The following is a 12,134-nucleotide window of genomic DNA, read 5'->3' as shown; positions in this document are numbered from 1 at the left end:
CGCTCCAGTCTACGACTCGCGCGCCTCGGATTCCTGCGCGGCGGGTGCCTCCGTGCGCACCGGGACCCGCGAGAAGGACGGCCAGGCGACGACCAGGAGCACGATTCCCGCGACCACGTACGTCCAGATCTGACCGCTCAGCGAGTCCGGCACGACCACAGACCCGCCGGGACCCACGCCGGAGATCAGCACCAGCATCCCGATCATCCCCAGTCCGGCGGCGACCGCCGCCCCTCGGTCGTGGGTGAGCGCGCGCACGGCGACGAGGATCGCTGCGCACGCGATCGCAGCGACGATCAGTCCGATCGGGATGGGCCCCCACATCACACTGTGGGCGATGGTGCCCGCCACGCCGTAGACGCCGCCCACCAGGGCTGCAGCCACCCAGGACAGCACTCTCGACAACCAGCTCACGCGCACCCGTTGAGCTTACCGGCGCCGGCGGTGTGCCGACGAGATCCGGGGTTCACGATGCGAGGCCGAAGATGCGCAGCAGGGCCGCCACCAGTGCAGCAGCCACCACGACGACGAGGAACGACTGCCGCAACCATAGGAGTCCCCCGGCGACCAGCAGAGCGGGCACACGCGCATCCACCATGATGGCCTGTCCGTCACCGAGGGTCTGCACGGCGACAAGCGCCGCGAGGAGGGCCACGGTCAGCAGATCGGAGATCCGGGCGACGCGGGGCTCTTCGAGCACCGATGACGGCACGAGATAGCCGGCCGCCTTCATGGCGAGACAGATCACCGCCGCGAGGAGGATCGCGCTCCAGAGGCTCATGAGGGGGCCTCCGCGCCATCCAGCGGCTCGTCGGCCGGCGACACGGGTCGTCCGAGCCAATTGAACCAGCCGACGGCGATCGCGACCACGGCCGCGACGAGCACCGGAAGGCCCGGCATGAGGAACGGTGTGAACGCGGCAGCGACCACGGCGGCCGCCACCCCCACCGCGACGGCCTGACGTTGCCGGAGCCGCGGCCACAGCAGCGCGAGGAACGCTGCGGCGGCTGCAGCGTCCAGCCCCCACGTCTTCGGATCGCCCAGCACGTCACCCACGAGCGCGCCGACGAGGGTGGTGATGTTCCAGCCGACGAAGATACCGACGCCGGTCACCCAGAAGCCGATCTGCCGCAGCCGCGGGTCGCTCTGCGAGATCGCCACCGCCGTCGATTCGTCGATCGTGAAGTGCGCCGCCATCGCTTTGCGCCCGGGCCCTCCCCCGACGATCGGCGACATCCGCATTCCATAGGCGACATTGCGCACCCCGAGAAGGGCCGCCGACGCGATGGCCGAGGGCAGGGCAGCGAGACCACCGGCCGTGAAGACGCCGACGAACGCGAACTGCGAGCCGCCGGTGAACATCAGGAGACTCAGGACGCAGGTCTGCCAGACATCCAGGCCGGAGGCCACGGCCAACGCACCGAAGGAGACCCCATAGGCACTGGTCGCGAGCACGACACCGAGCGCCTCGCGCCAGACCTCACGCTCCGCGGTCATGGCGCCGATCGCATCCAGGTGTTCGCTTCAGTGAACGCATGACCATCATTCTGAACATTTCTGAATGCATAGTCAAGCGAACGATCGTTTGACATGATGAACACATGGAGGATCTCCGCACACGTCTCGCTCGAACCCTGCGCCGCGAAAGGGAGGCCGCGAGCCTGTCGGTCTCCGAGCTCGCCCGGCGAGCCGGGGTGTCCAAGGCCACTGTCTCGCAGCTCGAGAGCGGCTCTGGGAACCCCAGCGTCGAGACGCTGTGGGCACTCGGAGTGGCACTCGGCGTGCCATTCGCGGTGCTCGTCGACCAGCAGGCCAACGCCCCGACCCTGATCCGTGCCGACGACCTGGCCGGTGTGCCCTCCTCCGCCGCGGCCTACAGTGCGACCCTGCTCTCTGCCAGCCCTCCGGGAGCGCGCCGCGATGTGTACCTGATCCAGGCCGACCCGGGCGATCCCCGCCTGTCGGACCCTCACCACCCGGGCACGATCGAACACGTGATCCTGGTCGCCGGCGAGGCGCGGGTCGGGCCCGCGGGCGAACCCGTGCTCCTCCACCCCGGCGACTACCTCACCTATGCCGGCGATGCCGCGCACATCTTCGAGGCGACGAAGCCGAACACGAGCGCCGTGCTCATCTCCGAATTGCGCTGAACGCGGGGCGACCGCGCCGGGTCAATACCAGTTCACGGCCTGGGAATGCGCCCACGCGCTGCACGGGGTGCCGTACACCGACGAGATGTACCCGAGCCCCCAGGCGACCTGGGTGGCGGCGTTGGTCTGCCAATCGGAACCGGCCGACGCCATCTTGCTACCGGGGAGCGCCTGCGGGATCCCGGTGGCGCCGCTCGGGTTGTACGCCTGGTAGTTCCACCCGGATTCCTTGTTCCACAGGGAGTCCAGGCAGGAGAACTGGTCGCCACCCCATCCGTAGGTGCTCGACATGAGCTGCCGTGCGGTGGCCTTGGCACCCTCCGGCGTGTTGGCTGCGGCCAGGGCGGCCGCCGCCTGCTTCTCCGCCGCGGCCCGCGCGGCTGCCTTCTCTGCGGCGATCCTGGCCGCCTCTTCCGCCGCGCGCTTCCGCTCTGCTGCGTCGAGGGCACTGCGCAGCTCTGCGGTCTCGGCGACGACATCCGCCGTCTCCTGCTTCGCCTCCTCCGCGACGGGGACGACCAGGAGCACCGGAGTCACATCGAGCTCTTCGAGCCTATCGATGTCGCTCTCCAGATCGGAGGTGTCGACGGACGACGTGGTCTCGAGGTCGAGGCCTGAGCTGACGACCTCGCCGTTCAGCGTCTCCGCCGCGACGACCGCGACCTTCGCCTGCGTCAGCGTCGCGGACGCGACCTTCGTGATCTGCGCCAGGGGCTCTGCACCGGAACGGACAGCCGAGGTGACGACGGAGGGGATGTCCACCGCACCCGACGCGGGCACGGACGCGAGACCGACGCTCACGGTGATGCCGACGAGAGCGGCCGCCGCCACTCCGAGGACGGACAGGGGACGGTGGATCGCTGTGCGGGCTGAGGCCGCTGCGGAGGCGCGCCGAAGCGCACGAGTCTTCTGAAGCATGGGGTCGACTTTCGGGTTGTCGTACGCCGTTGCAGGAGACTCATCGGGAGCTCGTCCCCGGCGCAGTGAACCACCCTGACTCACGAACCTGAACGAAAACCATCCCTCACCTGGGATTTACATGAGAAGAGGGTCCCGCATGCGCCATCCGGCGGTGCGAGACCCTCTCACTCGGATCGTGTCCGAGGCTGGTGTCAGACGTTCGCGTCCTGGCGCTTCAGGCGAGCCGTCTCCCGAGCACGGGTGTTCGCATCGAGGTTCACCTTGCGGATGCGGACGACCTCCGGGGTCACCTCGACGCACTCGTCATCGCGGGCGAACTCCAGGCTCTCCTCGAGCGTCAGCTGACGCGGGGGCGTCATCGACTCGAACGTGTCGGAGCTGGCCGCACGCATGTTGGTGAGCTTCTTCTCCTTGGTGATGTTCACGTCCATGTCGTCGGCGCGCGAGTTCTCGCCGATGACCATGCCCTCGTAGACCTCCTGCGTGGGCTGCACGAAGAACGACATGCGCTCCTGCAGGGCGATCATCGCGAATGGGGTGACGACGCCCTGACGATCGGCGACGATCGAGCCGTTCTGACGCGTCGTGATGGAGCCCGCCCACGGCTCGTAGCCGTGCGAGATCGCGTTCGCGATGCCAGTGCCGCGCGTGGTGGTGAGGAACTCGCTGCGGAACCCGATCAGGCCGCGCGACGGGACGATGAACTCCATGCGCACCCAGCCGGTGCCGTGGTTGGTCATGTTCTCCATGCGACCCTTGCGGTTCGCGAGCAGCTGCGTGATCGCACCGAGGTGCTCTTCCGGGGTGTCGATGGTGAGGTGCTCGAAAGGCTCGTAGGTCTTGCCGTCGATCTTCTTCGTGACCACCTGCGGCTTGCCGACCGTGAGCTCGAAGCCCTCGCGACGCATGTTCTCGACGAGGATGGCAAGGGCCAGCTCTCCACGGCCCTGCACCTCCCAGGCGTCCGGGCGTCCGATGTCGACGACCTTGAGCGAGACGTTACCGATCAGCTCCTTGTCGAGACGGTCCTTGACCATGCGAGCGGTGAGCTTGTGGCCCTTGACCTTGCCCATGAGCGGCGAGGTGTTGGTGCCGATCGTCATCGAGATGGCGGGGTCGTCGACCGTGATGGCCGGCAGCGGACGCACATCCTCGGGGTCGGCGATGGTCTCGCCGATCGTGATGTTCTCGAATCCGGCGATGGCGACGATGTCGCCGGGGCCGGCGGAGTCGGCCGGGTAGCGCTCGAGAGCGCGGGTCTTCAGGAGCTCCGTGATGCGCGCGTTGCTGGTGGTGCCGTCGGCACGGACCCAGGCCACGGTCTGGCCCTTCTTCAGCGTGCCGTTGAAGACGCGGAGCAGAGCGAGACGACCGAGGAAGGGGCTGGAGTCGAGGTTCGTGACCCAGGCCTGCAGCGGGTGCTCGTCGTCGTACTCCGGAGCGGGAACGTGCTCGAGGATCGCCTCGAACAGCGGCTCGAGGTCGTCGTTGTCCGGCAGCGAGCCGTCGGCGGGACGATTCTGCGATGCGGCACCGGCGCGACCGGAAGCGTAGACGACAGGCACGTCGAGCAGTGCGTCGACATCGAGGTCCGGCACGTCGTCGACCAGGTCGGAGGCGAGACCCAGGAGCAGGTCGTGTGCCTCCTCTTCGACCTCCGCGATACGGGCGTCGGGACGATCGGTCTTGTTGACCAGGAGGATCACGGGGAGCTTGGCCTCGAGCGCCTTGCGCAGCACGAAACGCGTCTGCGGCAGCGGACCCTCACTCGCGTCGACGAGCAGCACGACACCGTCAACCATGGACAGGCCGCGCTCGACCTCGCCCCCGAAGTCGGCGTGACCGGGGGTGTCGATCACGTTGATCGTGATCTCCTCGCCGCCTGCGTGCTTGCCCTTGTACGTGATCGCCGTGTTCTTGGCGAGGATCGTGATGCCCTTCTCACGTTCCAGATCGTTCGAGTCCATGGCGCGCTCATCGACGTGGGCGTGTTCACCGAAGGAGCCCGTCTGACGCAACATGGCGTCGACGAGAGTGGTCTTGCCGTGGTCGACGTGCGCGACGATCGCGACGTTGCGGAGGTCAGAGCGAAGGGCGTGCGCCATGCAGGTGTCCTAAAAGATGTGGGGTTTTGCCGGGAAGCCGACGTTCCAGGATAACGCAAGCACGGAGCTTGTTCCTGAAAGCAGGTCGTAGCATCGAGATCGTGACCAGACCGCAGGCTCCGTGTGACCTCCCCGACCTCTCCCCCGCCCCGTCCCGTGCGCGACTGTGGTGGGAGATCGCGATCGTCCTGGCGCTCGGCCTCGGACAGTCCGCCGTGTATGCGATCGTGCAGCTCGTCTACCGGCTCACGGATGAAGTCCCGATCGCCGACCAGGTCGCGAAGCTGAACCCCTCCCGGAGCGACCGCGAGATCTTCGACCTCATCTACCAGGTGCTCGCGATCGGGTTCTCCCTGATCCCGGTGGTGCTGGTGTGCTTCCTGCTCTGGCAGTCACGGCGCCCGCATCTGGCACGGCTGGGTCTGGACGGCACCAGGTCAGGACGCGATGTCGGTCGCGGAATCCTGCTCGTCCTCGCGATCGGCATCCCCGGCCTCGGTCTCTACCTCGCCGGTCGCGCTCTGGGACTCACCGTGGCCATCGACCCCGCGGGGATCGACGCGTATTGGTGGACCGTTCCCGTCCTGCTGCTGGCCGCGGCCCGCGCATCGCTGCAGGAGGAGCTCGTCCTGCTCGGCTATCTCTTCACCCGGCTCCGCCAACTCGGCTGGAGTCCGTGGACGATCATCGTCTCCACGTCGGTGCTGCGGGCGAGCTACCACCTCTATCAGGGGTATCCGGCGTTCCTCGGCAACCTGGCGATGGGCCTGCTCTTCGGCTGGCTGTATCAGCGCAGCGGACGCCTCCTACCGTTCCTGGTCGCACACTTCGTGATCGACGCCGCCGCATTCGTGGGGTACCCCTGGGCGGCGGCGATGTGGCCCGCACTGTTCGGGCTTCCCGGCTGAGTCGATCAGACCGAAGCGGAACCGGCGAGGAGGATCGCGACGACCGCCCAGATCACGATCACCACGAGTGCGATGACCGCCGGCCGATCCCACTCGCGTCGGATCGGCGCATCGGACACGGGCGCGGCGTCCCAGAGGTCGCGGATGTCCGTGAGTGCATGAAGGCCGGATGACGGCTTGGGCTCGGAGTCCTCCCCGCGACCGGGGCGGGGTGGCCGGGCGCGGGCGGGGCCGCCGTAACAGCTGACCTCGCGCCCGTCGTCCAGGGAGAACAGCAGCTGCCACCGCAGGTCGATGTCGCGCACGCGACTCCAGTCGAAGCGCGTGCGGCGGAGCATGTTCTGGACGACGACACCGTGGGCATCCACGCGGACATGCGAGACGTAGCTGATCTCGTACACGATCCAGAGGGCGAGCAGCACCCACGGAGCGACGAGCAGCATCTGCTCCCAGCTTCCCCGAACGGCGGTGTCACCGAGCAGGAACAAAGCCAGGAGGGCGCTGAAGACGAGGACGACCACGCCCGAGGGCGCGCGGTATGTGCGCGCGCCCTCGGGTTGTTGCGATGAGGTCACGCTCCGGCGCCTCCGAGCGTGAGGGACACGCCCGGGATCGCCTGGAGGAGGCGCTCCGTGTACTCCTCCTGCGGGTTCGCGAAGATCTCGTCGACGGTGCCCTGCTCGACGATCTTCCCCTTCTCCATGACGCAGACGAGATCGCTCGACACGCGGACGACGGCGAGGTCATGCGTGATGAACAGGTACGTCAGGCCCAACTCGGACTGGAGGTCCGCCAGGAGGTTCAGCACCTGGTCCTGCACCAGCACGTCGAGCGCCGAGACCGCCTCGTCGAGGACGATGATGTCCGGCTTGAGCGCCAACGCCCGGGCGATCGCGACGCGCTGCCGCTGTCCGCCCGAGAGTTCGCTCGGATATCTGCTCGCCAGAGCCTGAGGGAGAGCAACCTGTTCCAGCAACTCGTTGACTCGCTCACGCTGCGACGCGCGGTCACCGACGCCGTGGATCTGCAACGGCTCGGCGATCGTATTGCCGATATTGCGCAGCGGGTCGAGTGATCCGTACGGGTCCTGGAAGACCGGCTGCATCCGACGGCGGAGACCGAAGGACTGCGCGCGCGACAGGTTCGACACGTCGCGGCCGTCGATCTCGATCGTGCCGCTGGTGGGATCCTCCAGCTTGAGCACCATCTTCGCCACGGTCGACTTGCCCGAACCGGACTCACCCACCAGGGCGAGGGTCTTGCCGCGCGGGATCTCGAAGGACACGTCGTCCACTGCACGGAAGGCTTCACTGCGGAAGTTCCCCTGGCGGATCTTGTAGTCCTTGGTCAGCCCCGCGACACGAACGGTCGGCGGGATCGCGGCGAGGTCTTCACGCGTCTCGATGCCGCGGTCCGCGACCACGGCCTGGATCCGCTTCGACGCCACGCTCGGTGCCGCCGCGACCAGCCGTTTCGTGTACGGGTGCTGCGGATCCTCGAGGATCTGTCGGCTCGGGCCCGCCTCGACGATGTTGCCGCCGTTCATCACGATGATCTTCTCGGCGCGTTCCGCGGCGAGTCCCAGATCGTGGGTGATCAGCAGCACCGAGGTGCCCTTGTCCCGCGTGAGCGTTGCCATGTGGTCCAGGATCACGCGCTGCACCGTGACATCGAGAGCCGATGTCGGCTCATCGGCGATCAGCAGCTTCGGATTGGCCGCGAGCCCGATCCCGATCAGCGCCCGCTGGCGCATGCCGCCGGAGAACTGATGCGGATACTGGTGCAGTCGGCGCTCAGCATCTGCGAGCCCCGCCTGCTGCAGCACCTCGACGGTCCGCGCCTTGACCGCGGCACGGCCCTGGGCGATGCCGTTGGCTCGGACGGCCTCCTTCACCTGGAAACCGATGCTCCACACCGGGTTCAGGCTCGACATCGGGTCCTGCGGCACGAATCCGATGTCGCGACCGCGGACTGCTTCCATCTCTTTACGGCCGAGAGTGGTGAGCTCACGACCGTCGAGAGTGATGGAACCGCCCGTCACCTGCCCCGTACCGGCCAACAGGTCGATGATCGCCGTGGCGGTCGTGGATTTGCCGGAACCCGACTCCCCCACGATCGCGACGGTCTCACCCGGAAGCACGTCGAAGCTGACACCGTGGAGGACTTCACGAAGCCCCTCCTGCGTGCGGAAGGCGACCTTCAGGTCGCGAACGCTCAGCAGGGGCACCTGGTCGGGAATGCGTTCGCTCATCGGCGGGCCCTCGCCTTCGGGTCGAGGGCGTCTCGGATGAGCTCACCCAGAGTCACGAACGCGAGCACCGCCAGGGTGAGCGCGATCGACGGATAGATGAGAGCCATAGGTGCGACGCGCAGAGAAGCCTGCGCCTTGGCGATGTCGAGGCCCCACGACATCGTGTCGCTGCCCAGACCGACGCCGAGGAACGACAGCGTCGCCTCCGCGACGATCGCCGCCGCGAGTGCCAGCGTCGAGATCACCAGCAGCGGCGCGAGCGCATTCGGGACGACGTGGTTCACGAGGATCCGGAATTTCGACTGACCGAGCGCTTGCGATGCCATGACGAAGTCGGCCTGCCGGACCCTCAGCACTTCTGCGCGGACCACACGCGCCGTCGACGCCCAGGCGAACCCACCGATCGCGAAGGCGAGCGTCCACACGGACCGGGAGTCCTTGAAGACGGTCATCACGACCACGGCGGCGAGGATGTAGGGAATCGCGAAGAAGATGTCGCCGACGCGCGAGAGCACCGAGTCGAGCCATCCTCCGTAGAACCCCGCGAGTGCACCCATGATGAGTCCGAGGATCGAGGAGATCAGGGTGGCGATCAGACCGACCGCCAGCGAGGTCTGCGACCCCCAGACGATTCGGGAATAGATATCGCAGCCCTGGAAGGTGAAACCGAGCGGATGGCCCTCGGTCGGACCGCCGTTGCTGTTCGACAGCAGACAGTTGCTGTTCGGCGGTGTCTGCGTGAACAGCGTGGGCCACAGCGCCATCAAGAGGAAGAAGAGCGCCAGGACCACCGAGAACCAGAACAGCGGACGACGACGCAGGTCACGCCAGGCGTCGCGCCACAGGTTGCTGGGCTTGTCGGAGATCCTGACCGCATCGACATGGATCGACTCGGTGTCGACAGGAGCGACGTAGTGCTTCTGAGAGGTGGGATCAGGCATAGCGAATCCTCGGGTCGAGCAGACCGTAGAGCAGGTCGATGAGCAGGTTCACCAGTACGTAGAGGATGACGAACACCGTCACGAAGGAGACGACGGTGGGTCCTTCACCACGACGGATGGCTTCGAAAAGGGTGTTTCCGACGCCGGGGACGTTGAAGATGCCCTCCGTGACTGTCGCACCCACGAGCAGTACGCCGAAGTTCGTCGCTGAGTTGGTGATGACGGGGATCAGGGAGTTGCGCAGCACGTGCACCGGGAGCACGCGGCTGCGTGACAGACCCTTGCTGTACGCCGTGCGCACCCAGTCTTGGTTCAGCGTGTCGAGGACGGAGCTGCGCATCAGACGCATGCTCACGGCGTAGAGGCTGAATCCGAGGACGATCGCAGGCAGCCAGAGACCGCCCCAGTCGTTGTCCGCGCCCACCGTGGGTTTGAACCAGCCGAGTTGGATCGCGAGGAAGTACTGAGCGAGGAACGCCAACACGAAGATGGGGATCGCGATCGCGACGAGTGCCACGACGAGCGACACGTTGTCGAACAGCTTCCCCTTGCGCAGCGCCGAGAGGGTACCGATGAGGATCGCCAGCACGAACTCGATTCCGATCGCCATGACCGCGAGACGCCCTGTGACGGGCAGTGTCGCGGCGAGCACCGAGGAGACGGAGCGGCCGGAGTAGGTGTTCCCGAGATCACCCTGGAGAACACCGGTGATGTAGTACCAGTACTGCACGATGAACGGGTCGTTCAGGTGGTACTGCTCGCGAAGCTGTTCGATGACTGCCGGGTTCGGGGTCTTGTCACCGAACAGGGCGAGGACCGGATCGCCGGGCATGGCGAACACGAGGAAATAGATGAGCAGGGTGGCTCCGAAGAAGACCGGGATCACCTGCAGAAGACGTCTCAGAATGTAACCGAGCATCCGCTTGTCCCTTCTTGAGGGCAAAGAAAGCGAGGCGAACACAGCCCATGAGGCGGTGACGAAGAATCGTCACCGCCTCATGGGTGAAGTGCCGTCAGACTTTACTCGCCGGCCTTCGTGATCTGGTAGTACAGCGGGACCGAGTTCCAGCCGAACGTCACGTTGTCGACGTTCTCGCTGAACCCACCGGTCACGTTCGAGTACCACAGCGGGATCGCAGGCAGATCCTGGAACAGGATCTCCTGTGCCTTGGTGAAGTCCTCGAGCTGCGCGTCGGGGTCGGGGTTGCTGATGCCCGCCGAGATGAGGTCGTCGAACTCGGGGTTCGAGTAGTCACCGTCGTTGGAACCGGCGCCCGTCGCGTAGAGCGGTCCGAGGAAGTTGTACAGACCCGGGTAGTCGGCCTGCCAGCCCGAACGTGCCGCCGTGGTGATGGTGCGGTCGTTGATCTTGGTGCGCAGGTCCTGGAAGGTCGGGTACGGGTCGCCCGATGCCTCGATGCCGAGCGTGTTCTTGATGCTGTTGCTCACTGCGTCGACCCAGGCGTCGTGTCCGCCGTCGGAGTTGTAGGCGATCTTGAAGTCGCCCTCCCACGGAGCGATGGCGTCAGCCTCGGCCCAGAGTTCCTTGGCCTTCTCGGGGTCGTAGCTGAGGACCTCGTTGCCGGGGATCGAGTCGGACCAGCCGGCGATGACCGGGGACGTGAAGTCCGCCGCCGGGGTGCGGGTGCCGGAGAAGATCGTCTCGGTGATCTCCTCGCGGTTGATCGCCATCGACAGCGCCTGACGACGCAGCTTGCCCTCTTCGCCGCTGAAGTGCGGGAGGAACTGGCCGATGGTGAACGACTGGAAGACAGCCGAGGGCTGGTTGACGGCCCGGTCCTCGAGCTCGTCCTGGAAGACGGGCAGCGAGCTGGTCGGGATCTGGTCGATCACATCGACCTCATTGCCCTGCAGGTCAGCGTAGGAGGCTTCCTGCGTGGCGTAGAACTTGATCGTCAGACCGCCGTTGGCCGGCTTGCGCCCACCCTCGTAGTCGTCGTTGCGGACGAGGTCGATCTGCACGTCGTGCTGCCATGCGTCTTCGCCGTCGATCATGTACGGGCCGTTGCCGATGGGGTTCTGGCCGAACGCGTCCATGTCCTCGAAAGCGACATCGGGAAGCGGGTAGTAGGCCGAGTAGCCGAGACGCAGCGCGAAGTCCGAGGCCGGCTTGTTGAGCGCGATCGTGAACGTGTAGTCGTCCACCTGCTCCAGGCCGGTGAGCTCGGAGTCCTCGTCGTAGCTGAAGCCCTCGATGTCCTCGAAGAAGTAGCTGGAGAGGTGTGCGTTGGAGGCCTTCGCGCCCTCGTTCCACGCCTTGATGAAGTTGTCGGCGGTGACTTCTTCACCGTTGGTGAACGTCTGCCCCTCCTTCAGCTTCACGGTGAGGTGCTGAGGGTCTTCGGTGGTGATCTCCTCGGCCATGTCGTTGACCGGCTCGCCATCGGCGTCGTAGTAGACCAGACCCGCGAAGATCTCGTCGAGGATCTTGCCTCCGCCGACCTCGTTGGTGTTGGTCGGGATCAACGGGTTCTCGGGCTCGGAGCCGTTCGTGGTGATGATGGCGTCGGGATCGGCGTTCGAGCCGTTGCCACCGTCACCGTTGTTGCCGGATCCGCTTGCGCAGCCCGCGAGCGACAGAGCGCCGACCGCGAACAGCGCGACGCCCGCGAGGGCGATCTTGTTGCGCTTCACTTTGTGTCCTCCTGTGGACGTGGGAATTCTGCGCACTCACCATCGAGCGAGCAGGGATACCTGAGCGTAACCCGCACCTTCGCCCCCGCCGCGCTCAGCTAACGAACCGTTACTGAGTGGTGACCATCCGTAATCTCGCCGAAACACGCGCAGACACGAAGACGGTGCCGCACCCCACGGAGGTGCGGCACCGTCTGCTCACA

General features: G+C 66.3%; 12 protein-coding genes. 2 read left to right on the top strand and 10 right to left on the bottom strand.

Annotated features, from left to right (window positions below; all coding sequences use genetic code 11):
* Positions 1 to 9: 9 nt before the first annotated feature.
* From LRQ07_RS06105 to LRQ07_RS06095, 3 genes are read right to left on the bottom strand one after another with little or no spacing between them, the layout of a single operon-like run.
* The gene (locus tag LRQ07_RS06105; RefSeq protein WP_153243839.1) at positions 10 to 420 is read right to left on the bottom strand and encodes a histidinol dehydrogenase; all 411 of its coding nucleotides are present in this window, start codon (positions 418 to 420) and stop codon (positions 10 to 12) included.
* Between the two features lie 46 nt (positions 421 to 466).
* Positions 467 to 781: an AzlD domain-containing protein gene (locus LRQ07_RS06100; RefSeq protein WP_256536132.1), complete on the bottom strand. Its 315-nt coding sequence runs from the start codon at positions 779 to 781 to the stop codon at positions 467 to 469.
* The gene (locus LRQ07_RS06095) at positions 778 to 1,497 is read right to left on the bottom strand and encodes an AzlC family ABC transporter permease (RefSeq protein ID WP_248540051.1); all 720 of its coding nucleotides are present in this window, start codon (positions 1,495 to 1,497) and stop codon (positions 778 to 780) included. Before LRQ07_RS06095 ends, LRQ07_RS06100 begins: the two co-directional genes overlap by 4 nt.
* Positions 1,498 to 1,601: 104 nt before the next feature.
* Here LRQ07_RS06095 and LRQ07_RS06090 point away from each other — a divergent pair, with 104 nt between their 5' ends.
* Entirely contained in the window at positions 1,602 to 2,150 is a 549-nt protein-coding gene (locus LRQ07_RS06090) for a helix-turn-helix domain-containing protein (protein WP_256536131.1), read from the top strand.
* A 21-nt stretch (positions 2,151 to 2,171) separates the two neighbouring features.
* Here the strand turns inward: LRQ07_RS06090 and LRQ07_RS06085 are convergent, their stop codons facing one another.
* Both LRQ07_RS06085 and typA read right to left on the bottom strand, forming a co-directional pair.
* Positions 2,172 to 3,068, bottom strand: a complete 897-nt coding sequence (locus LRQ07_RS06085; RefSeq protein WP_256536130.1) for a phospholipase — start codon at positions 3,066 to 3,068, stop codon at positions 2,172 to 2,174.
* Between the two features lie 194 nt (positions 3,069 to 3,262).
* Positions 3,263 to 5,176 carry a translational GTPase TypA gene (typA, locus tag LRQ07_RS06080; RefSeq protein WP_047522661.1) on the bottom strand — a complete coding sequence of 638 codons (1,914 nt, stop codon included), beginning with the start codon at positions 5,174 to 5,176 and terminating at the stop codon, positions 3,263 to 3,265.
* A 101-nt stretch (positions 5,177 to 5,277) separates the two neighbouring features.
* On the opposite strand from typA, the gene LRQ07_RS06075 reads away from it, so the two are divergent.
* Positions 5,278 to 6,084 (top strand): CPBP family intramembrane glutamic endopeptidase, encoded by an 807-nt coding sequence (locus LRQ07_RS06075; RefSeq protein WP_256536129.1) that lies wholly within the window; start codon positions 5,278 to 5,280, stop codon positions 6,082 to 6,084.
* A 5-nt stretch (positions 6,085 to 6,089) separates the two neighbouring features.
* Here LRQ07_RS06075 and LRQ07_RS06070 read toward each other — a convergent pair whose 3' ends face one another.
* The 5 genes from LRQ07_RS06070 to LRQ07_RS06050 all read right to left on the bottom strand — a co-directional run bounded on the left by LRQ07_RS06070 (position 6,090) and on the right by LRQ07_RS06050 (position 11,931).
* Positions 6,090 to 6,659 (bottom strand): PH domain-containing protein, encoded by a 570-nt coding sequence (locus LRQ07_RS06070; RefSeq protein ID WP_256536128.1) that lies wholly within the window; start codon positions 6,657 to 6,659, stop codon positions 6,090 to 6,092.
* Entirely contained in the window at positions 6,656 to 8,335 is a 1,680-nt protein-coding gene (locus LRQ07_RS06065) for a dipeptide ABC transporter ATP-binding protein (protein ID WP_256536127.1), read from the bottom strand. The genes LRQ07_RS06070 and LRQ07_RS06065 overlap by 4 nt, the downstream gene beginning before the upstream one ends.
* Positions 8,332 to 9,276, bottom strand: coding sequence for an ABC transporter permease (locus LRQ07_RS06060; RefSeq protein WP_232762209.1), 945 nt, complete (start codon positions 9,274 to 9,276; stop codon positions 8,332 to 8,334). Before LRQ07_RS06060 ends, LRQ07_RS06065 begins: the two co-directional genes overlap by 4 nt.
* Entirely contained in the window at positions 9,269 to 10,195 is a 927-nt protein-coding gene (locus tag LRQ07_RS06055) for an ABC transporter permease (RefSeq protein WP_232762210.1), read from the bottom strand. The genes LRQ07_RS06060 and LRQ07_RS06055 overlap by 8 nt, the downstream gene beginning before the upstream one ends.
* A 101-nt stretch (positions 10,196 to 10,296) precedes the next feature.
* Positions 10,297 to 11,931 carry a peptide ABC transporter substrate-binding protein gene (locus LRQ07_RS06050; protein WP_256536126.1) on the bottom strand — a complete coding sequence of 545 codons (1,635 nt, stop codon included), beginning with the start codon at positions 11,929 to 11,931 and terminating at the stop codon, positions 10,297 to 10,299.
* Between the last annotated feature and the right edge of the window lie 203 nt (positions 11,932 to 12,134).

The sequence above is a fragment of the Microbacterium sp. J1-1 genome, assembly GCF_024498615.1.
GTDB lineage: Bacteria > Actinomycetota > Actinomycetes > Actinomycetales > Microbacteriaceae > Microbacterium > Microbacterium aurugineum.
Note: the sequence above shows the minus strand (reverse complement) of the source record. Positions and strands in the feature narration are given on the sequence as shown.